22 protein-coding genes and 1 pseudogene are annotated in these 22802 nt (G+C 64.5%); 8 read left to right on the top strand and 15 right to left on the bottom strand.

Going from position 1 to position 22802, the window contains the following annotated elements; genetic code table 11:
- Nucleotides 1-164: 164 nt before the first annotated feature.
- Nucleotides 165-911 (bottom strand): glycerophosphodiester phosphodiesterase, encoded by a 747-nt coding sequence (locus tag XI04_RS23125; protein WP_028143960.1) that lies wholly within the window; start codon nt 909-911, stop codon nt 165-167.
- A gap of 6 nt (nt 912-917) precedes the next feature.
- Complete coding sequence (locus XI04_RS23120) at nt 918-1385, bottom strand: RidA family protein (RefSeq protein WP_014494672.1); 468 nt, start codon at nt 1383-1385, stop codon at nt 918-920.
- A gap of 244 nt (nt 1386-1629) precedes the next feature.
- On the opposite strand from XI04_RS23120, the gene XI04_RS23115 reads away from it, so the two are divergent.
- Nucleotides 1630-2475: a cell envelope integrity EipB family protein gene (locus XI04_RS23115; RefSeq protein ID WP_028143959.1), complete on the top strand. Its 846-nt coding sequence runs from the start codon at nt 1630-1632 to the stop codon at nt 2473-2475.
- Between the two features lie 174 nt (nt 2476-2649).
- Complete coding sequence (locus tag XI04_RS23110; RefSeq protein ID WP_038950322.1) at nt 2650-3051, top strand: RidA family protein; 402 nt, start codon at nt 2650-2652, stop codon at nt 3049-3051.
- A 51-nt stretch (nt 3052-3102) separates the two neighbouring features.
- On the opposite strand, the gene XI04_RS23105 is transcribed toward XI04_RS23110, so the two are convergent.
- Entirely contained in the window at nt 3103-3510 is a 408-nt protein-coding gene (locus XI04_RS23105) for an ACT domain-containing protein (RefSeq protein ID WP_038972439.1), read from the bottom strand.
- Nucleotides 3511-3702: 192 nt separating this feature from the next.
- Between XI04_RS23105 and XI04_RS23100 the strand changes: the two genes are divergently transcribed.
- Entirely contained in the window at nt 3703-3858 is a 156-nt protein-coding gene (locus XI04_RS23100) for a hypothetical protein (RefSeq protein ID WP_162832276.1), read from the top strand.
- A 16-nt stretch (nt 3859-3874) separates the two neighbouring features.
- Here the strand turns inward: XI04_RS23100 and XI04_RS23095 are convergent, their stop codons facing one another.
- Together XI04_RS23095 and XI04_RS23090 are read right to left on the bottom strand one after the other, a co-directional pair.
- Nucleotides 3875-5167, bottom strand: coding sequence for a DNA polymerase IV (locus XI04_RS23095; RefSeq protein ID WP_271609605.1), 1293 nt, complete (start codon nt 5165-5167; stop codon nt 3875-3877).
- The gene (locus XI04_RS23090; RefSeq protein WP_271609606.1) at nt 5164-5475 is read right to left on the bottom strand and encodes a DUF3572 domain-containing protein; all 312 of its coding nucleotides are present in this window, start codon (nt 5473-5475) and stop codon (nt 5164-5166) included. The genes XI04_RS23095 and XI04_RS23090 overlap by 4 nt, the downstream gene beginning before the upstream one ends.
- Before the next feature lie 241 nt (nt 5476-5716).
- Here XI04_RS23090 and XI04_RS23085 point away from each other — a divergent pair, with 241 nt between their 5' ends.
- Nucleotides 5717-6082: a response regulator gene (locus XI04_RS23085; protein ID WP_008130064.1), complete on the top strand. Its 366-nt coding sequence runs from the start codon at nt 5717-5719 to the stop codon at nt 6080-6082.
- Between the two features lie 14 nt (nt 6083-6096).
- Nucleotides 6097-7470, top strand: coding sequence for a PleD family two-component system response regulator (locus XI04_RS23080; RefSeq protein WP_028143954.1), 1374 nt, complete (start codon nt 6097-6099; stop codon nt 7468-7470).
- A gap of 1123 nt (nt 7471-8593) precedes the next feature.
- Here the strand turns inward: XI04_RS23080 and XI04_RS23075 are convergent.
- On the bottom strand, nt 8594-8797 hold the full coding sequence (locus XI04_RS23075) for a hypothetical protein (protein WP_038972441.1): 204 nt from the start codon (nt 8795-8797) through the stop codon (nt 8594-8596).
- A 149-nt stretch (nt 8798-8946) separates the two neighbouring features.
- Nucleotides 8947-9561, bottom strand: coding sequence for a TetR/AcrR family transcriptional regulator (locus tag XI04_RS23070; RefSeq protein ID WP_152102840.1), 615 nt, complete (start codon nt 9559-9561; stop codon nt 8947-8949).
- 129 nt (nt 9562-9690) lie between these two features.
- On the opposite strand from XI04_RS23070, the gene XI04_RS23065 reads away from it, so the two are divergent.
- Nucleotides 9691-10929 carry an MFS transporter gene (locus XI04_RS23065; protein ID WP_271609607.1) on the top strand — a complete coding sequence of 413 codons (1239 nt, stop codon included), beginning with the start codon at nt 9691-9693 and terminating at the stop codon, nt 10927-10929.
- A 1009-nt stretch (nt 10930-11938) separates the two neighbouring features.
- On the opposite strand, the gene rpmG is transcribed toward XI04_RS23065, so the two are convergent.
- The 4 genes and pseudogenes from rpmG to XI04_RS23045 all read right to left on the bottom strand — a co-directional run.
- The gene (gene rpmG, locus XI04_RS23060) at nt 11939-12106 is read right to left on the bottom strand and encodes a 50S ribosomal protein L33 (RefSeq protein ID WP_008139339.1); all 168 of its coding nucleotides are present in this window, start codon (nt 12104-12106) and stop codon (nt 11939-11941) included.
- Between the two features lie 124 nt (nt 12107-12230).
- The gene (locus XI04_RS23055) at nt 12231-13556 is read right to left on the bottom strand and encodes an LLM class flavin-dependent oxidoreductase (RefSeq protein WP_028143950.1); all 1326 of its coding nucleotides are present in this window, start codon (nt 13554-13556) and stop codon (nt 12231-12233) included.
- Nucleotides 13557-13758: 202 nt separating this feature from the next.
- Nucleotides 13759-15096 carry an amidohydrolase gene (locus XI04_RS23050; RefSeq protein WP_028143949.1) on the bottom strand — a complete coding sequence of 446 codons (1338 nt, stop codon included), beginning with the start codon at nt 15094-15096 and terminating at the stop codon, nt 13759-13761.
- Nucleotides 15097-15126: 30 nt separating this feature from the next.
- Nucleotides 15127-15299: pseudogene (locus tag XI04_RS23045) on the bottom strand (NUDIX hydrolase); the annotation flags it as partial.
- A gap of 67 nt (nt 15300-15366) precedes the next feature.
- On the opposite strand from XI04_RS23045, the gene XI04_RS23040 reads away from it, so the two are divergent.
- Entirely contained in the window at nt 15367-15909 is a 543-nt protein-coding gene (locus XI04_RS23040; protein WP_028143947.1) for a hypothetical protein, read from the top strand.
- Here XI04_RS23040 and XI04_RS23035 read toward each other — a convergent pair whose 3' ends face one another.
- Genes XI04_RS23035 through topA form a run of 4 tightly spaced genes read right to left on the bottom strand, consistent with a single transcriptional unit; the run spans nt 15910 to nt 22257 of the window.
- Nucleotides 15910-16662, bottom strand: coding sequence for an NUDIX hydrolase (locus XI04_RS23035; RefSeq protein WP_028143946.1), 753 nt, complete (start codon nt 16660-16662; stop codon nt 15910-15912).
- Nucleotides 16663-16691: 29 nt separating this feature from the next.
- On the bottom strand, nt 16692-17132 hold the full coding sequence (locus XI04_RS23030) for a DUF983 domain-containing protein (RefSeq protein WP_091967049.1): 441 nt from the start codon (nt 17130-17132) through the stop codon (nt 16692-16694).
- The gene (rnr, locus tag XI04_RS23025) at nt 17126-19495 is read right to left on the bottom strand and encodes a ribonuclease R (RefSeq protein WP_271609608.1); all 2370 of its coding nucleotides are present in this window, start codon (nt 19493-19495) and stop codon (nt 17126-17128) included. Before rnr ends, XI04_RS23030 begins: the two co-directional genes overlap by 7 nt.
- 20 nt (nt 19496-19515) lie before the next feature.
- Nucleotides 19516-22257, bottom strand: coding sequence for a type I DNA topoisomerase (topA, locus tag XI04_RS23020; protein ID WP_038950308.1), 2742 nt, complete (start codon nt 22255-22257; stop codon nt 19516-19518).
- 311 nt (nt 22258-22568) lie between these two features.
- Here topA and XI04_RS23015 point away from each other — a divergent pair, with 311 nt between their 5' ends.
- Nucleotides 22569-22724: a hypothetical protein gene (locus XI04_RS23015; RefSeq protein ID WP_240536454.1), complete on the top strand. Its 156-nt coding sequence runs from the start codon at nt 22569-22571 to the stop codon at nt 22722-22724.
- Nucleotides 22725-22802 lie beyond the last annotated feature (78 nt).

The raw sequence follows: 22802 nt of genomic DNA, 5'->3' as shown, positions 1-22802 counted from the left end.
CAAGAGGGTGCGGGAGCACGGCTCTCGTGCCCCGGACGCAGCGCAGCACGCAGTGGGGCGCTGCTGAGCCGGGGCCCATGTGGCAGCGCGCTCGCGGACAGATTGGTTCCGGCTCTGCGCCGCAACGCCGAAGCGTTGCAGCTTGTCCGAGACACGAGCGTGCCCTACGGCACGAACCCCTCAAAGATCATCTGGTCGGCATATTGCCCGACCCGCGTCCGCTGCTCCGGGGTGCGGACCGTCCAGCCGAGCAGGGCGCAGCCGAATAGATTGCGGGCGATCCAGGGGGCGGGGGCCGGGAGGTCGTCGACCCTGAAGGCGACGAAATGGGGCTGGGTCTGAAAGCCGTGGCGCAGGTACAGCATGCTATCGCGCTGCGGCTGCGTGAGCTTGGCCCAATAGTCGTCCTCATAGGTCCGCTGCGCGACGATGCCGCGCGGGCGGGAGGGCAGCAGCTCGCGCAGTGCCAGCACCTGGTCGGGATCGAACGACATGCCGACGGCGGGGCCGTCATAGGACGCCAGCACCTCGGCCATCCGCTTCACCAGCTTGCGGTCGCCGCCAAAATGGCTCTTCACCTCGATCACAAGGGGCACGCGGCCGGCGACCATGGCGCAGAGGTCGGACAGCGACATCATCCGCTCGTCGGTGTCCTTGAATTTGACGGCCTTCAGCTCCGCGGCGGTCTTCGACACGACCTCGCCGGTGGCCTCGGTGAGGCGGCCCAGCGCATGGTCGTGATGCACCATGGCCTCGCCGTCGGCCGAGAGTTGGATGTCGACCTCGATCGAAAAATTGCCTGCGATCGCAGCCTGCACCGCGCCCGGCATGTTCTCGACGATGCCACGGGAAATGTCATGCAGGCCGCGATGGGCGACCGGCCGGGCTGTCAGCCAATCAGGAGCGCGCATTGTCCGTCAGGCGACCTCGAACACGCCTTCGACCTCGACCGCCGCGTCTGCCGGCAACGAGGCGACGCCGACGGTGGTGCGGGCATGGCGGCCCTTGTCACCGAAGGCGGCGACCATCAGGTCGGAGGCGCCGTTCAGGACCTTCGGCCCATCCAGGAAATCGGGGGCCGAGTTGATGAAGCCGCCAAGGCGCACCACGCGCACGACCTTGTCGAGGTCGCCGAGCGCCGCCTTGACCTGGGCCAGCAAATTGACCGCGCAGCCGCGGGCCGCCGCCGCGCCGTCTTCGATCGAGACGCCGGCGCCCAGCTTGCCCTTGGCGATCAGCTTGCCGGCGGGGTCGAAGCAGACCTGGCCGGAGACGAACAGCAAATTACCGGTGCGCACGAACGGGACGTAATTGGCCACGGGCGTGGGGGCCTCATGCAGCTTGATGCCCTGTTCCGCCAGCTTTTGCTCGACCGTGCCCGCCATGTTCGACCTCGTTGTCCAGAAATTCCATCCCCCCGGCATCCGTGGGAGGCCGGCCGCGCCCTGTTTCGCCCATCGTGCCGCCACATGCAAGCAACCCGCAGCAGGCTGCCTTTTGCCGAGGCGAGGCCGCAGGTTCAACGGTGGGGCCGCAACTTTACGTGAAACGGCCTCAGTTGCGACGCAATGGAACGGTCATTAAAATGTCGAATCTGCGCATCCCAAGACGCGTCCCCAAGGAACAGACATGGTGCACCTTTTCCGGACTTCGCTCGGTGTAATGGCGCTCGCGGCGGCCGGTTTAGGCCTCGCCGACGGCGCGCAGGCCGCCAACGGTCCGTTCCTTGCGCACCAGGCGCTTTACGATCTCAGCCTGGTGAAATCGCGCTCCAATTCGGTCAATAGCGCGCGCGGGCGCATCCTCTACAACTTCACCGGAAGCTCGTGCGAGGGCTACACGTCTGAATTCCGCCAGGTGTCCGAGCTCGACAGCGGGGAGGGCAAGGTCACGCTGAGCGACCTCCGCTCCAACTCCTGGGAAGACGCCGCGGGCAAAAGCTATCGCTTCAAGATCGAGACTCGCATGAACGAGGCCGATGCCGGCCGCGTCGATGGCTCGGCCGAGCGCGACGGGGACCACATCAACGTCAAGCTGAAGCTGCCGGCGCCGAAGAATTTCACCCTCGACGGCAAGATCGTATTCCCGACCGAGCAGATCCAGCGCATCATCGCCGCCGCCAAGGACGGCAAGCCGCTGCTCGAGCTCTCCGTCTATGACGGCTCCGACGACGGCCAGAAGGTCTACAACACGCTGACCGTGATCGGCCAGCCGATCCCCGCCGACCGCGCCGCCGCGCCGGATCCGTCGACCTCCGACGAGCACATGAAATCGCTCAAGCGCTGGCCCGTCACGGTCAGCTATTTCGACCGCGAGGCCCAGCAGAAAGAGGGCGAGCAGACGCCGGTCTACGCGATGGCGTTCGAGCTCTACGAAAACGGCGTCTCGCGCCAGCTCGTGCTCGATTACAACGACTTTGTCATTTCCGGCGCGATGGGCAAGTTCGACGTCAAGGACAGCAAGCCCTGTAATTGAGGGGGTCATGCTCTCTCCTCCGTCATTGCGAGTGTAGCGAAGCAATCCAGAATCCCTCTGCGGCTGGCAGTCTGGATTGCTTCGTCGCAAGAGCTCCTCGCAATGACGGGGCTGGCTCTCCCGTCCCTCACCAGCTACGCTCCCTCCCAACCAAAAACCCCAGGGAGGCAACCCATGCCCAAGCTCGATCATCTCCGTCCCAGCGGCCTGCATCACAATCCCGCCTATTCCCACGTCGTCACCGCGACCGGCGCGCGCACCATCTACATTTCGGGACAGGTCTCGACCGACGAGGAGGGGCGGATCGTCGGCGAGGGCGATATCGCCGCGCAGACCACGCAGGTGATGCAGAATCTCGGACACGCGCTGGAGGCAGCCGGCGCGAGCTATTCCAACATCGTGAAGATCACGACCTTCGTCGTGAACTACAAGCCGGAGCTGCGCCCCATCATCGGCAAGGCCCGCTCGGCCTTCTTCGAAGGCATGGAGCCGCCGGCCTCGACCTTGGTCGGCGTCTCCGCGCTCGCCGCGCCGGAATGGCTGATCGAGATCGAGGCGATCGCCGTCGCGGATTGATTTTCGTAGCCCGGATGAAGTGCAGCGCAATCCGGGAAGCCTGCCGCCGGGCTACAAGTGCCTCTCGCTCGAAATCCCGTGAAGAACAGCCATCGCTTCGTCGGCCCTGTCGTCGGGTACAAGCAGATGGTCGTGGTGGAAGGCCGACACCGCGTTCACGCTGATGCCGGCTTCAGCGAGACGGGCCGTGATCGCGGCCAGGAAGCCCACCGCGTCGAGTGCCGAGTGAACCGTCAGGGTGATCAGGCGCGAGGGGAACGCGTAGCGCAGCCCCGCCGCTTCGGCCTCTTCGCGAGAGATCACCAGCGTCGTGCCTTCCTGTTCGCGGAACGTCAGCTGCGGTTTGAGTGCTTCGGGAATGGCCTCGCTGGTCGGGATCGTGCAAAATACGAAGGTGCCGTCCAGCATCTTCGGCCTCATGTGTCTCAGCAGCGCGCCGAGATTGTGCTCGCCCGTCATGGTGCCAGCTCCTGCAGGATCGTTTGAGCCCTTGCGCAGCTATCGGCGCCGGCGGCTGTTGAAGCCATGACGGGCATACGTTCGTATATCTCCCCGAATCCTTCTCATGCCCCGATCTTACGCTCGTACAATTGAGTGACGGCGGCGGATTCTTACAATTTGAGTCCACTCGGGTCACTACGAGGAAGCTCAATGAATGTCGTCATTCGCAAGCTCAACGGTTTGTGGCACCTCATTGTCGGGTCTTGTCAGATCCGAACTCCGTTCCTGGAAACGCAGGATCGGCAGCTGGTCGTTCAATATGCCCGGCGCGTCTATCCGGGTGCGCGGATATTCGAACGCGATTGAGTTGAGCAGGTCTCGATCACTCGGGCTGTCCTGTTTCGGGGCCCTCATACGCGATCCCGCGGATCACCGCCGCGCTGCCGAATTTCTTGCGCAGGCTGTCCACGGCGCGCTCGGCGTGGGCGGCGCGGCGGTCGAGCATGTCGGTGTCGTCGGCGGGCGAGCCCTCGCGCAGTGCGCTGACGCCGGCGCCCATCAGGCGGAAGGCGGTGCCGTCGGTCTCCTTGGCCAGCATCTCGCGGCAGATCGAGAAGATCTTTGCGGCGAGCTGGGTCGGGGCCGCGATCGATTGCGAGCGCGTGCGCTGGCGGAAATCGGCGGTCTTCAGCTTCAGCGTGACGGTCGAGCCGGCGAGTTCGCTGCTCTTGAGCCGTGACGATGTCTTCTCGCACAGCCGCCACAGGATCTTCTCCAGCGTCGCGAAATCGCGGATGTCGGTCTCGAAGGTGGTTTCGCTTGAAATCGTCTTGGCGCCCCGATCAGGCTCGACGCGGCGGTCGTCGATGCCGCGCGCGAGCCGCCATAGCCTGCGGCCGTCGCTCGGAAACTGCCGCATCATCTCGATCTCGTCGGCCTTTTGCAGATCGGCGATGATGCGGAAACCGCGCTGCACCAGCCGCTCCTGAGTGGCCGGTCCGACGCCGAAGATGAAGCCGACGGGCTTGTCGGCAAGCATCGATCGCGCTTCCTCCTGGTCGAGCGCGGCGAAGCCCCGGGGCTTGTCGAGGTCGGAGGCGATCTTGGCCAAAAACTTGTTGCAGGACAGGCCGACCGAGACGGAGATGCCGATGTCCCGCTCGACGTTGCGGGCAAAGCGCGCCAGCACTTTTGCCGGGATCATGCCGTGCACCCGTTCGGTGCCGGAGAGATCGAGGAACGCCTCGTCGATCGAGAGCGGCTCGACCAGCGGCGTCAGCGCCTGCGTGGCCTGGCGCACCTCGCGGCCGACGCGGACATATTTGGCCATATCCGGCGGGATCACGGTCGCGTGCGGGCAGGCCTCCAACGCCTTGAACATCGGCATGGCGGAGCGCACGCCGTAGGTGCGAGCGATGTAGCAGGCGGCCGACACCACGCCGCGTTTTCCTCCGCCAATGATGACCGGCTTGTCGGCAATGTCAGGATTGTCGCGCTTCTCGACCGTCGCATAGAAGGCGTCGCAGTCGATGTGGGCGATGGTCAGGCCTGCGAGCGCGCGGTGACGGACGAGGCGAGGGGAACCGCAGGCGGAACAGCGCCTCACGCCCATGTCCAGATCGGCCAGACAGTCCCGGCAGAAGCAGCGGGGCCCGGCCGTATCAGGGGCGGTCACGGCACGTCGCGCTCCCAGGAGGGGTCGCCGAGCGCGTCGCCGAGGACCTGCCGCGCCGCTGCGACGTTGGTCGGATGCAGTTCCGCGGTCGAGGCAAAGGCCTTCACGGTGGCGTCATCGCGCATCACGAAATCGAGCACGCTGAGCAGGAAATTCGGGTCCGCGGCGGCATTGCGCAGGGTCTCCGGACCGACCCCCGTCTCGGCGAGAAACAGGCCCAGCCGCTCGGGATCGCTCGCAACGAAAGAGAGCGCCTGAATCGCAACGATTTCAGCGACTTCGCGGGGGTTGTGAACAGGCTTTTTCAAGGGGACGGTTTGCCTTTCCGTTAACTTTCGGTCTCTAATTTGGAATCATCATGCCCGAGTCTCGGCCCTGAGTCTTCCGACCCCAGGCAAGCAACTGGAAACCACATCGCAGAAAGTCGACCCTCGGGTTTAACGAAACTCAAGCGAATCTGAGGCTAGTTTGAATCCAGTTTTCGAAGCGCCGGCGAGCGGCGCCTGAGGCGTTACATGTATGGGTCTGCGGACCAATCAGGAGGGCGGGATGGCTAAGACCGTCCTGATCGTGGAAGACAACGAGCTCAACATGAAGCTCTTCCGCGACCTGTTGGAGGCGCACGGCTACCAGACCTCCGGCACCAGCAACGGCTACGAGGCGCTCGACCTCGTTCGCAAGATGCGGCCCGACCTCGTGCTGATGGATATCCAATTGCCGCAGGTCTCCGGGCTCGAGGTGACGCGCTGGATCAAGGACGATCCGGAGCTGCGTTCCATTCCCGTCGTCGCGGTCACGGCGTTCGCGATGAAGGGCGACGAAGAGCGCATCCGCGAGGGCGGCTGCGAGGCCTATTTGTCCAAGCCGATCTCGGTCGGCAAATTCATTGAGACGGTCCGGCGTTTCATCGGATAGGAAGTGAGTTCACAGTGTCCGCGCGTATCCTGGTCGTCGATGACGTCCCTGCCAACGTCAAGCTGCTCGAGGCCCGCCTCTCTGCCGAATATTTCGACGTGATGACCGCCTCGAACGGCACCGAGGCGCTGGCGATCTGTCAACGCGCCGAATGCGACATCATCCTGCTCGACGTGATGATGCCCGACATCGACGGCTTTGAAGTCTGCCGCCGCCTCAAGACCGATCCGGCCACGCACCACATTCCTGTCGTCATGGTGACGGCGCTCGACAGTCCCTCGGACCGCAACCGCGGGCTGGAAGCGGGCGCCGACGACTTCCTGACCAAACCCGTCTCCGACGTCGTGCTGATCGCGCGGGTGCGCTCGCTGACGCGGCTGAAGATGATGACCGATGAGCTGCGCATGCGCGCCATCACCTCGCTCGAGATCGGCATGCAGGCGCCCGAGCGCAGCGCCGTGGCCGACACCGGCAAGGGTGGCCGCATCCTGCTGGTGGACGACCGTCCGTCCTCCTACGAGCGGCTGGCGACGATCCTCGCCGCCGAGCACACCATCGACGTCGAACCGAACCCGACGGAAGCGCTGTTCCACGCCGCCGAGGGCAATTACGATTTGCTGATCGTCTCGCTCGACCTCAACAATTTCGACGGCCTCCGCCTCTGCAGCCAGGCGCGCTCGCTGGAGCGCACGCGCCATGTGCCGATCCTGGCGATCGCGGACCCCGAGAACTCGACGCGGCTGCTCCGCGGCCTCGAGATCGGGGTCAACGACTATCTGCTGCGTCCCATCGACAAGATCGAGCTCTTGGCGCGGGCCCGCACCCAGATCCGCCGCCGCCGCTATACCGATCATCTGCGCGACAACGTGCAGAACTCGATCGAGATGGCGATCACGGACGCGCTCACCGGCCTGCACAATCGCCGCTACATGGAGAGCCATCTGGCGACGCTCGCCGAGCAGGCCGCGACCCGCGGCAAGCCGCTGGCGCTGATGATCCTGGACATCGACTTCTTCAAGTCCATCAACGACAATTACGGCCACGACGCCGGCGACGACGTGCTGCGCGAGTTCGCGGTGCGGGTGCGCAAGTCGATCCGCGGCATTGATCTGGCCTGCCGCTACGGCGGCGAGGAGTTCGTCATCGTCATGCCGGAGACCGATCTCCACGTCGCCGGCATGGTCGCCGAGCGCCTGCGCCGCTCGATCGCGGGCGAGCCGTTCGCGATTCACAAAGGGGCGAAGCGCATCGAGGTCACGATCTCGATCGGCCTGACCACGCTGGAGCAGAAGGGCGAGGCGGTCGCCGACGTGCTCAAGCGCGCCGACACCGCGCTCTACCGCGCCAAGCACGACGGGCGTAATCGGGTGGTATCGCAGGCGGCGTAAGGTCCGGCTGCGCAAAATCGCGAAAACAACCCCATGCACAGTAGCCGGCGTTAGCTCGATCAATAGGTTAGGCGAGGGCAGCGAAATCGCTCGTGCGGAGGAGCGCGCCGTTCGACGCGTCCGGGCAATACAGGAGTGTAACGAAGCATCACGGTCTGTCCCGATGCGGCAGCAAGAGTCCGGCCAGAGAGAAATCGCCAGACATTGCTTCCGGGCCTCGGCGGCCCGGGCAAAACAGCTCCGGAGTGACGGGGCGCGTGGGGTTACGGGACTGACCTGTGCAGTCCACTCCTCTCAGGAGCGCTTGGGGCGCTAGCCGATGAATTGCGTCTGCATCGCGGGATTAGTCGCGCCAAACTGGGCCAGATAGCAAAATCCTGCAGCCACTAACGTGAAGCCTCCTCCGAACATGCAAAGGGCGAGAATAAAACCGAAAAGTCCTGCGCTCGCTAGTGTGTTAGCCTCGGCTGATCGCTCTTCCTCTGTGATCGCGTGCCTCTCGACATTCCACGGCGGTGTTTATCTCCGCTCCTTTCAAGCAAGCCGCCCCCGCCTTGCTATCTCGTCCTCAAGCTTTTTCAGCAACTTGAGGAGTGCGGGACCGTCCATGTCCTCACGCGCGGCGCGCATATAGTGCTCCAAAATCGTCGGCCCGGTTTCTGACAAAGGCCCTGGCTTGTTTCCCATTACCGTCTCCGATCCAAGAAGGCGGGAGCATTTCGATCTCCGCCTTCTGCTGATATGCGATAAGCGGAAAAATGTCGCATATGCGGTCTTTGCAGGGTGGTCAATTTTGCTCACATTGAGCGGTGACCGCATCCCTTCAGGGGATCAAGCGTTCCAGAGAGACTGTGGCGGAGGTTGATGCCACGACCCGGCCTCCGCCGTCTCTGACCTCGATCTTGGTGAAGCCTGTCCTGCGGTGACGGGCGTGATCGAGAATAGCTTGGCCTAGAGCTCAAGAGCTCGCGTCTCGGCAGCGCTCAGATCGGTAACTTCGGCCCCTTCGTCACCGATAAAAACGCCGCCGTCATGGTGGATATCGAAGGGGTAAATTGGCATGGGCGTTCAATCAGCCCATGGCCTCAAGGTTCCTAAGGTCCAGCCCTCAAGGGAGCGGCTACTACGCCAGCAGCCAGGCTGCGACAGCGTGGACAAGCAAAAAGAGCACGTACAGCCAGCCGGACATCGCGATGGTTATGGTGGCAAAGAAGAGTGAGCCGAGGACTAAATCAGCCAATCTCCCGCTCGCGGCCTTGAGAGGTGCCATCGGCGGGATCGAGGCGGGTGCGATCGGGAAGTGTTCGACGCCGAACGGGTGGGCCATCTTTGCCCCTCTCATGGCTGGCAGGGGAGCGCAAAAGCGGTCTCTCAGCCACCGACGTCTGCAGGACGAGCCATTGATCGGTGATGCGTCTTCAATGCGCGATGATAGGCAAGGTTCAATTCGTCCCTGAGGAGTGCCATTCCACTCCCTCAGGGATGCTGGACCACTCTCTTGCCCCGTTTCATCGCCGGCTTCGCTTCCCCGCCCACATCCACCCCCGCATTCCGCAGCAGCACCTTCGCCGCTTCCTTCGCCGCACGCGCCATCGCCGGATCGTCGCGGACGAGGTCCTGCGCGATCGAGCCGTCGACCAGCAGCACCAGCTGCGTTGCGAGCGCATCCGCCTCCGCCACGCCGAGCTCGTTCAGGCGGTCGCGAAACCAGAGGCGGCGGCTTTCCTTGAAGGCGATCGCGATCTTCTTCACGGCACGGTCGGCCGGGCCGAGCTCGGCGACCGCGTTGACGAACGGGCAGCCGCGAAAGTCCTTGGCCGCAAACCGCCGCTCCAGCGAATCGAAGGTGGCGAGGATCTGCTCGGCCGGCGGCTTGTCGGAGGGGCGCGCGCTCACGAAGCGGCGCTCGAGATAAGCCGCAATCAGCGCGTCCTTGGAGGGGAAGTGGTTGTACAGCGTGCGTTTGCTGATGCCGATCTCGGCCGCGATGGTGTCGACGCCGATGGCACGAATGCCCTGCAGATAGAACAGCTTGTCGGCGGTCTCGAGGATCCGCTCTTTCATCGTCTGTGGGGCGGGCGGGGGAGCCATGCAGTGGAATGCGTCCTGTTCGCTTGACAGCACAGGTCGATCATAGCCTAAGTACACAGGTCTGTGTAACCAAAATCAACCGATATTTCAGACGACGGCATTTGCGCCGTGTCCGCGAGGGAGAAGAATATGCCCCTGTTGCAGGTCCTGCGTCCGACATTGCCCATCCTGATCGGCGCCTCGATCATGCTGACGCTCAGCATGGGGCTGCGGCAGAGCCTCGGCATCTTCATGCAGCCGCTGACGCACGACATCCACATTTCGATCTCGGATTTCACGCTGGCGCTGGCAGTGCAGAACCTCGCCTGGGGCTTTCTCCAGCCGCTCGCCGGCGCGATGACGGTGCGCTACGGCTTCCGCCCGATCATGATCGTCGGCGCGCTGATGTACATCGCAGGCCTCCTTCTGATGGCGACCGCGAACGGCCTCGTCAGCATCATGATCGGCGCCGGCGTGTTGATCGGCACATCGCTCGCCTGCACCGCGGCCGCGATCGCGATGTCGGTGGCGGCACGCGCGGTGCCCGCAACGGTGCGCTCCACCGTGCTCGGCATCGTCTCCGGCGCGGGCTCGCTGGGCGCGCTGCTGTCGGCGCCGATCGGGCAGATGCTCAATGAGGGGTTTGGCTGGCGCGTCGGGCTCGCCGGCTTCGTCGTCATGTCGGTGCTGATGATTCCGGCCGCGTGGTACGCGGGGCGCGTCGACCAGATCCCGCTGCCGAAGCCGGCTGCCGACGAGATCGACGATGCCACGGCTGCGACCGCGGCGAGGACCGCGTTCGGCAATGCCTCCTTCGTGGTGATGACCTGCGCCTATCTCGTCTGCGGCATGCAGCTGGTCTTCCTCACCACGCATCTGCCGTCATACCTTGCGATCTGCGGCCTCGATCCGATGCTGAGCGCGCAGACGCTCGGCATGATCGGCGGCTTCAACGTGCTCGGCTCGCTGTTCTTCGGCTGGGCCGGCGAGCGCTGGAACAAGCTGGCGCTGCTGGGTGCGATCTACATCCTGCGCTCGCTGGCGCTAGCCTGGTACTTCATGCTGCCGGCAACGCCGTTCTCGACGTTGCTGTTCGGCGCCATCATGGGCTTCCTCTGGATGGGCGTAGGGCCGCTGGTCGCGGGCGCGGTCGCCGAGATGTTCGGCCTGCGCTGGCAGGCGATGATCCAGGGCCTCGCCTTCATGAGCCACCAGATCGGCAGCTTCCTCGGCGCCTATGGCGGCGGAGTGCTCTACGACGCGCTCGGCTCCTACACCATGGCCTGGCGCATCGGCGTGGCGCTGGGCTTGGCCGGCGGCATCGTGCAGGTCGCGTTCGCGCTGCTCCGGCCGTCGCAACCTCCGTCGCCGGTGTTGGAGGCGGCGTGAGGCGTTCGGTCCCCGCGCGATGCTGTGCATCGCGCCACTCGCACCTCAGGCGACGACGGCTTCGCCGTCGCGCCGGGATGACGGATTGGGATAAGCGCTTGCAGCAACCGGCGAGCGGTATGGACTAGCGATGTCCCGACCGCTTGAGATCGGCGACCTTGAACCTGTTGCCGGCCTGCAGGCTGCTGCAAAACCAGTGGGCTCTGTTTCGAAACTCGCCCAGGAACACCTTCGTCTCGACGCAATTTTCGTAGGATGTGTGGGTGATGGTGTCTCGGCACGTCGGCGAGAAAGGTCCATAGTTCACATTGCCGCCCGACTCGCTGCATCCAATCCAGGGCTCCTTGCCGTGCCGGAAGCTTGATGCACAGCCACCGTTGCAGCTGCTGGCGACTTTCTCCAGGCTGGCTATCCTCCCCATCACAGAACCTGGTGCATAGGAAGGCGTGCGCGCGGTTGCCGTTCGAGTGGTTGACGCAGTCCGACGCGGCGCCGTTGTGTTCGCTCCCCGCTCCGACACGTGCGGCTTTGCCACCTGCTTCGGCGCATCGATAGTGACGGGGGGAAGCGTGGCGGCGGGGCCTGTCGGGATTTGCGACGCTGCCGGGGCGCACAGCAAGGCGGTTGACAAGACAGCGATCGTTGAAGGCACGACAAGGCTCGATGACAATCTCATGACCATGTCCTTCCCAAATCCGGGCGGAAATTCCGTGCCGGGAAGTGCACGGTAACAGACATTACGGGTCGAGCAACTGAAGGTTGAAGAGCCGTTTGCGTAATGATGGGCCATGGTGGTCAGGAGAAAGTGGAGCACGTCAATTCATTGTGCGCTGCAGAGCCGGGGCCCATGCGGCCGCAGCGTCGCGTATCGCGTTCTGGGTCCCGGCTCTGCGCAGCAGCGCAAAGGCGCGCTGCAGCGCGTCCGGGACACGAGAGGGCCAAAATGAAACGGGGCCCGAAAGGGCCCCGCAAAACGCTTCAATGCTTGTCCGCGATCTGACTTGATCTTTTACTTGATCTTGGCTTCGCGGAATTCGACGTGCTTGCGCGCGACCGGGTCGTACTTCTTCTTGACCAGCTTGTCGGTCATGGTGCGCGAATTCTTCTTGGCGGTGTAGTAGAAGCCGGTGTCGGCCGAGGACACGAGCTTGACCTTGATGGTGACCGCTTTGGCCATGTTCTGAACCTCAGAAAATTGGGGAATCTGGAGCCGGCCAAACGGCCCGCGTTGGCCGGCAACCTAGCCAGAAACCGACTGATGTCAAGGTTTTAGGGGGCGGAAACCACCCAAAACGGCCCGATTATCCCTCGAAGAACCGATTTTTGGGGCGCGGCAGGCCCAGATTCTCCCTCAAAGTGGGCCCTTCATACTCTTTGCGGAAAATCCCGCGCCGCTGCAGCTCCGGGACCACCTTGTCGACGAAATCGTCGAGCCCGGCGGGCAGGAACGGGAACATGATGTTGAAGCCGTCGGAGCCGCGCCCGACCAGCCATTCCTCCATCTGGTCGGCGATGGTTTTGGCGGTGCCGACGAAGGACAGCCCGCCATAGCCGCCGACGCGCTGGGCGAGCTGGCGCACCGTCAGCTTGTCGCGCTTGGCGAGGTCGACCATGCGCTGCCGGCCGCTCTTGCTGGCGTTGGTCTCGGGGATGTCAGGCAATTGGCCGTCCGGATCGAAGCCCGAGGCATCGGTGCCGAGGATGACCGAGAGCGAGGCGATGGCGCTATCGTAATGCACGCGGCTGTCGAGCAGCGCGCGTTTCTCCTTGGCCTCATCGACGCTGTCGCCGACCACGACGAAGGCGCCGGGGAGGATCTTCAGATGCTCGGGATCGCGGCCGATGGTCTCCATGCGGCCCTTGATGTCGGCATAGAGCTTCTGTCCGTCGGCGAGGCTGCCGCCGCCGGTGAACACGGCTTCCGCCGTTTCGGCGGCGAGCTGCTTGCCGTCCTCGGAGGCGCCGGCCTGCACGATCACCGGCCAGCCCTGCACGGGACGCGCGATGTTGAGGGGGCCACGTACCTTCAGATATTTGCCGTTGTGATCGAGCGTATGCATTTTCGAAGGATCGAAGAATAGCCCGCTCTCGACATCGCGCACGAAGGCATCGTCGGCGAAGGAATCCCACAGGCCCGTGACGACATCGTAGAACTCGCGGGCGCGCTTGTAGCGCTCGGCATGCTCCATGTGATCGTCGAGGCCGAAATTCAGGGCCGCGTCCGGGTTCGATGTCGTGACGATATTCCAGCCGGCGCGGCCGCCGCTGAGATGGTCGAGCGAGGCGAAGCGCCGCGCGACGTGATAGGGCTCGTCGAAGGTGGTCGAGCCGGTGGCGATCAGGCCGATCCGGTCGGTGACCGCCGAGAGCGCCGACAGCAGCGTGAACGGCTCGAAGGAGGTGACGGTGTGGCTGCGCTTGAGCGCATTGACCGGCATGTTCAGCACGGCGAGGTGATCGGCCATGAAGAAGGCGTCGAACTTGCCGGCCTCGAGCTTCTGGATCAGCTGCTTGATGTGCGAGAAGTTGAAATTGGCGTCAGGCCAGGCCCCGGGATAGCGCCAGGCGCCGGTGTGGATGCTGATCGGGCGCATGAACGCGCCAAGCTTGAGTTGCCGTTGTGCCATCGCCCGGTGTCCGTTCTTGGTGACGCTGAGGAAAGACATAGGGACGCCGGGGAGCTGCGCCATTGGGGGAGGCGGGAAGATTTTTTCGTTTTTCGATGTCCGCTCAGCACAATCGCGTCATTCCGGGGCGCGCCCCTTCGCGCGAGCCACGATGCGCAATTGCGCATCTGAGAATCCATCAAGCCGCGCACACCGAGGAGGGCTACTGCCCCCGGGCCCTTTGATCGAAGGCGCTCAGCACGGCGAGCGTCATCGCGGTGACGCCGGTCTGGATGGTCGGTTTCGGCACCGGGGCGAATTGCGGCGAGTGATTGCCGGGAAGCGGCGGGCCGCTGCCGTTGCGCGCGGCGGCGACGCGGTCGGGCTCATAAACGCCGATGTTGAAGAACATCGACGGCACGCCGGCGTTGACATATTCCGAATAGTCTTCGCTGGTCGTGTTCGCAGGGCTGACGTTGAGCTTGTCGCCGAAGGCCGCTTTCAGCACCCGCTCGGCCTGGCCGACCACCGCGGCATCGTTCACTACCGCCTTGGTGCCTTCGTCGAGGTGGATTTCGGGCGCAGGCGCATCCGCCATCGCCGCCACCGCTTTCGCCGTTCGCTCGATCCCGGCCAGCATCCTCGCGCGCACCTGCGGCTTGAAGCTGCGGATCGTGCCGATCACCCTGGCCTCGTCGGGGATGACATTGCCGGCGGTGCCGGCGTGGATCGCGCCGATGGTGACAAGGCCGAATTCGGTCGGGTCCTTCTCGCGGCTGATCACGCTCTGGACATCGACGACAAAGCGCGATGCCATCATCACGGGATCGATGGTCGCCTGCGGTATCGCGCCATGACCGCCGCGGCCGACGAATCTGATGAAGAGACCGTCGACATTCGACGATCCGACCCCGACCCTGTAGGTCACGGAGCCGTAGGCCCCACTGCCGTCGTGCAGGGCAAATCCCGCATCGGGCTTCGGAAAGCGGGTGAACAGGCCATCGGCGATCATCGCCCTTGCGCCCGCGACCTCTTCCTCGGCGGGCTGCGCGATGAACATCAGCGTACCGTGCCACTGGTCCTTGATGCCGACCAGGGTCTTCGCCGTGCCGACCCAGCTCGCCATGTGGATGTCATGGCCGCAGCTATGGGCGACGAATGTCTCGCGGCCCTGCCAGATCTGCTTGTCGCGGCTGGCATAGGGCAGGCCGGTCTTCTCCTCCATGGGTAGCGCATCAAGCTCGGTGCGAACCATGATGGTGGGACCGTCACCGTTCCTGTAGATGGCAACAAGGCCCGTCTTGCCGACGTGCTCGGTGACTTCAAAACCAATCGCACGCATCTCGCCGGCGAGTTTCGCCGCAGTCTTCTCCTCCTGGAAGGCAATCTCGGGATGGGCGTGGATGTCCTTATAGAGCGCGTCGAGCTTCGGATATTCGCTCTCGAAGGCGGTCTCGATGGTTTGCTTCAACCTGGCGACGTCGAGCTCCGCATGGGCGGACGGCGAGAGCAGGCTATACAACGCCACGGAAGCGAGTAGAGGCCTTACGAAGCGCATCATCCGATCCTCCGGTTGTTTTTAAGCGCTCTTTTATTCACCTAGCACATCTCGTCGCATCTTTCCGCCATAGAAATGGAAGAACGGCACCGGCGCATCGCGGCGGAGCGGGCTGTCGCGTTGAGCAGGTTGCGCGTCATCGGATGCAGATTGGCGAGCGGTTTTGAGCCGAGCCCGACCCAGAGCGGCTTGTCCAGCCCCGCATCGAGGCGTCTCTTCGAACCAATCCGCTGCTTGCGCCGACCAAGCCATGACCCCGCGAGGAGACCCTTCATGGCCGGCGCAATGACCTTGGACGGCGGCATCGTCCGCATCGACCGGCCCATGCCATGGGTCGGCCGGCTGCTGTCGCTGCCGCTGCTGGCGGCAAGCGGCTATCTGCTGTGGAATGTCGCGCTCGGCCTGCGCCAGGATTTCTTCGGCTTCGGAAGGCTCGCCGACGATCTCGTGCCGGTGCTGGTGTTCACGGGGTTCGGGCTGCTCGTCGGCATCCCCGGCATCATCCTGCTGACGTTCCGCTACTTCGTCGTGCTCAACGAGACGCTGCGCCAGATCGTGATCACCAGGCAGTTCGGCCCGCTGAACATTCGCTCGTCGCGCAATCTCGCCGACTATCACTTCATCAGCGTCATCGACGACTACGATACGGATCTGAGGACGTACGACGTCAATCTCTGCGGCAACAAGGGCATCGAGCCGATCACACTTCAGAGCTTCACGCGTCGAGAGGAGGCGGATCAGCTCGCAAGCGAGATCGGCCGCGTCCTCAAGCTGCCGACGCGCGATTATGTCGGCACCGAGCCGGACGCGGACTGACTAGCCCAAAATATCCTTCTGCATCTTGCCGCCGTAGAAATGGAAGAACGGCACCGGCGCATCGTGGCGCAGCGGGCCGGTGGCAAGGCGGGTGTGGAGCTCGTTGAGCACGTTGCGCGTCATCGGATGCAAATCGGCCAGCGGCTTGGAGCCGAGCTCGACCCAGACCAGTTCGACCAGTTCGGCATCGGCATGGATCACGCCGTCGACGCGGTGGGCGATCGCGGAGGCGTCCGCGGTGAAGAAGCGCGTGTCGAACCGCTTGACGCGGCCGGGCGGGGTGATCGCGCGCGCGATCAGGAACAGGCTGGAGGGATCGGGCAGCAGGCCCGCATCGGCAAACGGCTTCCAGGGGCCGTCGAGTTTTGACACTTTGCCCTCGGCCGTCCGCCCGAGGCAGAGGCCGGTTTCTTCGCAGGCCTCGCGGATCGCGGCAATGGCGAGCGACTTCGCGCGCGAGGCCGGCGTCTTTGGGCTGCCCTTGGCGAGATTGGCCTCCAGTTCGGCGGTGATGGGCGCAGCACAGGGCACGCGATAGTCGGCCTTGTCGACGCGTCCGCCGGGGAAGACGAACTTGCCGGGCATGAACACCACCTTGTCGTGGCGCTTGCCGACCAGCACTTTCGGAATGGCACCGCTGCGGTCGACCAGGATCAGCGTTGCCGCATCCCTCGGACGGAAATAGGGATGATGATCGGCTTCCTTCTCCTCGTGGACCTTGGCCTTCTCCGCGACTTGCGCAATATCCGTCATGTCCTCACCCAACGCTTTTTACTTCTTGCTTACACCGGCGGAATACCATCCGGAGGGTTCTCGTCAAACCCGTGCATGCGCAGAGCCCATTGCAGGCCGACCACAGCTCCCTTCACCGGCTGTAGCAGCGCGAGCGAGGCGACGAAGGTGAAGGGCAGATAGGCCGCGAAGCTGAGCCAGACCGGCGTCGTGTAATTGGTCTCGATCCAGAGGATCGTGGGCACCACGATGTGACCGACGATGACGATCACGAGATAGGCGGGCAGATCGTCGGCGCGGTGCGGCGTGAAATCGAGGCCGCATTTGGCGCAATCGTCTGCGGTCTTCAGGAAGGCGCGGAACAGTTTGCCCTCGCCACAGCGCGGGCAGCGGCCGCGAAAGCCGCGCTTCATCGCCGTCCAGAGATCGCGCTTCTCGACGAGACCCGTCTCGCGCGTCCAGATTTTTGGGGCCGTGCTCATCGTCACCATGCTTTGCCCTTTTTACCGCCGCCTTTGCCCTTGTTCTTTCCTTTATTCTTTCCCTGGCCCTTCTTCCCCTTGCCGGATTTTGGCTTTCCCGGCTTGCGTTTTCTATCCGGGCTGCGTCCGGGCTGCGCCTTGAACGAGGGGCGGCGCTGCGGACCGGATGGTCTGCGTTCGCGCGGCGCGGTCTCACTGGAGGACGACAGCAGCTCGAAGCGCAGCGCGCCCGCGATCGGCGCTGCCTCGATCAGGCGGACGTCGACCACGTCCCCCAGCTGATACATGGTGCGGCTGCGCGTGCCGACGAGGGCGTGTCGGCTCTCGTCATAGTTGAAATATTCCGTGCCGAGGGATCGGATCGGGATCAGGCCGTCGGCGCCGGTCTCGGCGAGCTTGACGAACAGGCCGGCGCGGGTGACGCCGGAGACCCGGCCCTGGAAACTCGCGCCGATGCGATCAGCCAGGTGATGGGCAATCAGCCGGTCGACGGTCTCGCGCTCCGCCTTCATCGCGCGGCGCTCGGTCACCGAGATGTGGGCTGCGACCTCGCCGAGGCTTTCCGGCGTCTCGCTGTCGGGCAGGGCGCCTTCGCCGAGACCGAGCGCTCGGACCAGCGCGCGGTGCACGACGAGGTCGGCATAGCGGCGGATCGGCGAAGTGAAATGCGCGTAGCGGCGCAAATTCAGGCCGAAGTGCCCGTAATTCTCCGAAGAGTATTCGGCCTGCGCCTGGGCGCGCAGCACGACCTCGCTCACCAGCGGGTAATAATCATGGCCTTCGAGCTGGGCCAGCACGCGGTTGAATGTGGTGGGACGCAGAGCGCCTGATTTGGCGAAGGGAACGTCGAGCGTCTCCAGAAATTCCGCGAGTGCGTGGACCTTTTCCAAGGTTGGCTCGTCATGCACGCGGTAGATCAGCGGGAGCGACTTCTTCTCCAGCATCTCGGCGGCTGCGACGTTGGCGAGGATCATGAACTCCTCGATCAGCTTGTGCGCGTCGAGGCGCTCGGGCACGACGACCCGGTCGACCGTGCCGTCGCTCTTCAGGAGGATCTTGCGCTCGGGCAGATCGAGATTGAGCGGATCGCGCTCGTCGCGGGCGCGCTTGGCGCAGGCATAGGCGGCATAGAGCGGCCTCAATATCGGATCGAGCAGGGGGCCGGTGGTGTCATCAGGCCGGCCGTCGATCGCGGCCTGCGCCTGCGCGTAGCTCAGCTTGGCCGCCGAGCGCATCAGGATGCGGTGGAAGCTGTGCGAGCGCTTGCGGCCGTCGGGGCCGAGCACCATGCGCACCGCGAGCGCGCCACGCGGCTCGCCCGGCACCAGCGAGCAGAGATCGTTCGAGATGCGCTCGGGCAGCATCGGCACGACGCGGTCGGGGAAATAGACCGAATTGCCGCGGTCGAGCGCGTCGCGGTCGAGCGCGCTGCCCGGCTGGACGTAGAAGCTGACATCGGCAATGGCGACGTTGACGATGAAGCCGCCCTTGTTGTTGGGATCTTCATCGGGCTGCGCGTGCACCGCGTCGTCGTGATCCTTGGCGTCGGGCGGATCGATGGTGAGAAGCGGCACGTCGCGCCAATCCTCGCGGCCCTTCAAATTGGCCGGCTCCGCCGCTTCCGCATCGCGCATCGCGGCGGGCGAGAATTGCAGCGGGATGTCGTGGGCGTAGATCGCGATCAGGCTGATCGCCTTCTCCGACTTGACCGAGCCGAGCTTCTCTTTCACCCGGCCGGACGCCAGCCCAAAGCTGCGCGTGCGGACGATGTCGACGCTGACGAGATCGCCGTCCTGCGCGCCGTGTGTGTCGGCCGCGGCGATGTTCAGCTCGCGGTCCGCGGACTTCTTGTCGACGGGCACGAGCCGTCCGCCGCCTTCGGGCAGGCTGCGAAACACGCCGAGGATGCGGCTCTTGGCCTTGTCGAAGACCTTGATGATGTGGCCGCGATAGGCGGGGCCTTCGGTCTCGGACGTCGGCTCGACGCGTAGCAGCACGCGATCGCGGACGCCGGCGACGGTGCCTGGCTTTGGCCGGCGCGGCATCTGGATGCGGATTTTGGGGGGCTCGCCGCTTTCGACCTCGTCCCATTCGGTGGGGGAGGCGATCAATTCGCCGTCCTGGTCGCGGCCGGTAATGTCGGCGACCAGCGTCGGCGGCAGCGCGTCCGGCTCGGACACCTTGTGGCGCTTCTTCTTGACGGTTCCGTCGTCGGCGAGCTCGCGCAATATGCGCTTGAGCTCGACGCGATCGGCGTTCTTCAGGCCGAACTCGCGCGCAATTTCGCGGGTGCCGACGTTTCCTTGATTTGCCTTGATGAAGGCGACGATGGCTTGCCTGTCGGGAAAGCCACGGTCATTCTTGCGTTTCACTTAACCTCTAATTCTTGATCTCAAGTCTTGCCGGCACTCTTCTTGGCCGGGGCCTTGGGGGCGGCTGCCTTGGTCGGCGACGTCTTTGCGGTCGACGACACGGCTGCGCGCGCCTTGCTGGTGGATTCAGTTTTCGATTTGGCCGCCTTCTTCGCGGCCGGTTTCTTCTTCGGCGCGGCGTCATCGCCGTCCGCAGCCTTCTCTGCAGTCTTCTTGGCCTTGGCCGGTTTCGCTGCCTTCTTCGGCTTCTTGCCGCCGCCCTTGGCAGCCCGCTCGTCGATCAGCGCGATCGCCTGTGCCAGCGTGACGGTGTCCTTTTCGAACTCGGCGGGGATCGTCGCGTTGACACCGCCGGCGGTGACATAGGCGCCGTAGCGGCCGCTCTTCACGGTGACGGTGCCGAGCGAGGGATGATCGCCGATCGCCTTGCCGGGATCGGCGCCGAAGCGGCGGCTCGGGCCTTTGGCGACCTTTTCCGCGATCAGCGTCACCGCCCGGTTGAGGCCGATGTCGAACACTTCGTCGCCGGCCTCCAGGCTGGCGTAGGTCTTCTCATGCTTGACGAACGGCCCGAAGCGGCCGAGGCCTGCGGTGATCGGCTGGCCGGTTTCCGGATGTTTTCCGATCTCGCGCGGCAGCGAAAGCAGCTTCAGCGCAAGCTCGAGCTCGACATCGCCGGGCGACGTGCCCTTCGGAATGCCGGCGCGCTTCGGCTTCTCGCCTTCAGCATAATCCTTCTGCTCGCCGAGCTGGATATAGGGACCAAACCGGCCGGCCTTGACCCAGACATCGAAGCCGGTGTCGGGATCCTGGCCGAGCGAACGGTCGGCGCTGGCCTCGCCATCGGCGGCGAGCTGGCGGGTGTAGCGGCACTCCGGATAATTCGAGCAGCCGACGAAGGCGCCGAACTTGCCGGCCTTCAGGTTGAGCCGGCCGGTGCCGCAGTTCGGGCACTGCCTGACGTCGCCGCCGTCGGCACGGGGCGGATAGATGTGCGGCCCGAGCATCTCGTCGAGCACGTCGAGCACCTGCGCGACGCGCAGATCCTTGATGTCGTCGACGGCGCCGATGAAGCCGGTCCAGAAATCCTTCAGTACCTGCTGCCAGGAGATCTCGTTGTTGGAGATGCGGTCGAGCTGCTCCTCGAGACCCGCCGTAAAATCGTATTCGACGTAGCGGCTGAAGAAGCTTTCCAGGAACGCGATCACGACGCGGCCCTTGTCCTCGCCGTGCAGGCGCTTCTTCTCCAGCTTGACGTAGCCGCGGTCCTTCAGGACCTGGAGGATCGAGGCATAGGTCGAGGGCCGGCCGATGCCGAGCTCTTCCATGCGCTTGACCAGCGAGGCCTCGGAGAAACGCGGCGGCGGCTCGGTGAAATGCTGGGTGACGGACAGCGACTGCCGCTTGAGCGCGTCGTTCGGGCTCATCGCGGGCAGGCGGCGGGAGTCCTCGTCCTCCTCGTCGTCGCGGCCTTCCTGGTAGAGCGCGAGGAAGCCGTCGAACTTGACCACCTGGCCGGTGGCGCGCAGCTCCAGCGTGCGGGAGCCTGCCTTCGCCGTGATGTCGACGGTGGTGCGCTCGAGCTCGGCCGATTCCATCTGGCTCGCGATGGTGCGCTTCCAGATCAGCTCATAAAGTCGCGCCTGATCGGCGTCGAGCTTGCGGCTCATGCTGTCGGGGCGGCGGGACATGTCGGTCGGACGGATCGCTTCGTGCGCTTCCTGGGCGTTCTTGGCCTTGGCCTGGTACTGGCGCGGAGCGTCCGGCACATAGGCGTTGCCGTAATCCTCACCGATCACCTTGCGCGCCTGGGTGATCGCCTCGGGGGCGATCTGCACGCCGTCGGTACGCATGTAAGTAATGAGTCCGGTGGTCTCGCCGCCGATGTCGATGCCTTCATAGAGGCGCTGGGCGATGCGCATCGTGTGCGCCGGCGCAAAGCCGTATTTGCGGCTGGCTTCCTGCTGCAGCGTCGAGGTGGTGAAGGGCGCCTGCGGATTGCGCCGGGCGGGCTTCGCGTCTACCGAGGTCACGGCGTAGGCGGCCGTCTCCAGCGCCTTCTTGAAGTCTTCGGCTTCCGCGCCGGTTCCGATGTCGAGGCGCTGGATCTTCTTGCCGTCCGCGCCCACGAGACGGGCCTCGAACGCATCGCCGCGCGGGGTGAGCAGGGTCGCGATCAGCGACCAATATTCACGCGCGACGAATTTCTCGATCTCGAGCTCGCGGTCGCAGACGAGGCGCAGCGCCACCGACTGCACGCGGCCGGCGGAGCGGGCGCCCGGCAGCTTGCGCCACAGCACGGGGGAGAGGGTGAAGCCGACCAGATAGTCCAGCGCGCGGCGCGCCATATAGGCGTCGACCAGCGCGCCGTCGATCTGGCGCGGATGCTTCATGGCGTCCGAGACCGCCTGCTTTGTGATGGCGTTGAACACCACCCGCTCGATCTTCTGGTCCTTCAGCGCGCGCTTTTCCTTCAGCACCTCCAGCACGTGCCAGGAGATGGCCTCGCCCTCGCGATCAGGGTCGGTGGCGAGAATCAGGCGGTCGGCGTTCTTCAGGGACTTGGCGATGTCGTTGAGCCGGCCGGCCGCCTTGGGGTCGACCTCCCAGATCATCTTGAAATTGGCGTCGGGATCGACGGAGCCGTTCTTCGCGGGCAGGTCGCGGACATGGCCGAACGAGGCCAGAACCTCATAGGACGAGCCCAAATATTTGTTGATCGTCTTGGCTTTCGCCGGCGACTCCACAATGACGATATTCATGTAGTTCCAGTAACTTACGGGAAAATCTGAGGCCGAAAACGAAAGGACTCGGGTCGGCCGTTTCGCCCCGAACATGGGTGGTGAGGCGGGTCCTGTCAAATCGAGGGCTGTTGAAGGTCGCCCGGAAGGGAAAAGTTTCATATCGAGAAAGTTGCAAAATACCACCTTGGAGTTGCGATCGCTATCGGCGTAATGTTTCTGCGGGGCATGGATTCGGGTGGGGTCTGGTGACTAAGCCAGGAAAGAAACGGGCGCGCGCCGCATCAGGCGCGCCGGGAGGCTCGCGTCACGAGGAACCGGGGGAGGGCGGCGTGGACGAAGCCGTCGCCTTCATCGCCGAGCAGGTCGGGGCATTGCGCAAGCTCGCCGAGCGCCACAAGCTCGACGTGCTGCATTATCTCCTAGGCATGACCAAGCTCGAGGCCGACGAGCATGTGAGGCTGCGGAGCAAGCGCAAGCTGTCGTGAGGGCACTACCCAACCCGTCGTCCTGAGGCTCGCCCTGCTTTGCAGGACGAGCGCCTCAGGTCGACGGTCAAAGAGTTG

The sequence above is a fragment of the Bradyrhizobium sp. CCBAU 11430 genome, assembly GCF_028128855.1.
In the GTDB taxonomy this organism is placed as follows: Bacteria; Pseudomonadota; Alphaproteobacteria; order Rhizobiales; family Xanthobacteraceae; genus Bradyrhizobium; species Bradyrhizobium ottawaense.
This window is presented reverse-complemented; position numbering and strand designations above follow the sequence as displayed.

Bases quoted from the DNA above. Each gene is read 5' to 3' on its own strand.
- XI04_RS23050 (WP_028143949.1), bottom strand. From the start codon at position 15,096: ATGATGCGCTTCGTAAGGCCTCTACTCGCTTCCGTGGCGTTGTATAGC.
- XI04_RS23115 (WP_028143959.1), top strand. From the start codon at position 1,630: ATGGTGCACCTTTTCCGGACTTCGCTCGGTGTAATGGCGCTCGCGGCG.
- rpmG (WP_008139339.1), bottom strand. From the start codon at position 12,106: ATGGCCAAAGCGGTCACCATCAAGGTCAAGCTCGTGTCCTCGGCCGAC.
- XI04_RS23105 (WP_038972439.1), bottom strand. From the start codon at position 3,510: ATGACGGGCGAGCACAATCTCGGCGCGCTGCTGAGACACATGAGGCCG.
- XI04_RS23110 (WP_038950322.1), top strand. From the start codon at position 2,650: ATGCCCAAGCTCGATCATCTCCGTCCCAGCGGCCTGCATCACAATCCC.
- XI04_RS23055 (WP_028143950.1), bottom strand. From the start codon at position 13,556: ATGGCACAACGGCAACTCAAGCTTGGCGCGTTCATGCGCCCGATCAGC.
- XI04_RS23125 (WP_028143960.1), bottom strand. From the start codon at position 911: ATGCGCGCTCCTGATTGGCTGACAGCCCGGCCGGTCGCCCATCGCGGC.
- XI04_RS23040 (WP_028143947.1), top strand. From the start codon at position 15,367: ATGGCCGGCGCAATGACCTTGGACGGCGGCATCGTCCGCATCGACCGG.
- XI04_RS23075 (WP_038972441.1), bottom strand. From the start codon at position 8,797: ATGGCCCACCCGTTCGGCGTCGAACACTTCCCGATCGCACCCGCCTCG.
- XI04_RS23070 (WP_152102840.1), bottom strand. From the start codon at position 9,561: ATGGCTCCCCCGCCCGCCCCACAGACGATGAAAGAGCGGATCCTCGAG.
- XI04_RS23100 (WP_162832276.1), top strand. From the start codon at position 3,703: ATGAATGTCGTCATTCGCAAGCTCAACGGTTTGTGGCACCTCATTGTC.
- XI04_RS23030 (WP_091967049.1), bottom strand. From the start codon at position 17,132: ATGGTGACGATGAGCACGGCCCCAAAAATCTGGACGCGCGAGACGGGT.
- XI04_RS23085 (WP_008130064.1), top strand. From the start codon at position 5,717: ATGGCTAAGACCGTCCTGATCGTGGAAGACAACGAGCTCAACATGAAG.
- topA (WP_038950308.1), bottom strand. From the start codon at position 22,257: ATGAATATCGTCATTGTGGAGTCGCCGGCGAAAGCCAAGACGATCAAC.
- XI04_RS23065 (WP_271609607.1), top strand. From the start codon at position 9,691: ATGCCCCTGTTGCAGGTCCTGCGTCCGACATTGCCCATCCTGATCGGC.
- XI04_RS23035 (WP_028143946.1), bottom strand. From the start codon at position 16,662: ATGACGGATATTGCGCAAGTCGCGGAGAAGGCCAAGGTCCACGAGGAG.
- XI04_RS23120 (WP_014494672.1), bottom strand. From the start codon at position 1,385: ATGGCGGGCACGGTCGAGCAAAAGCTGGCGGAACAGGGCATCAAGCTG.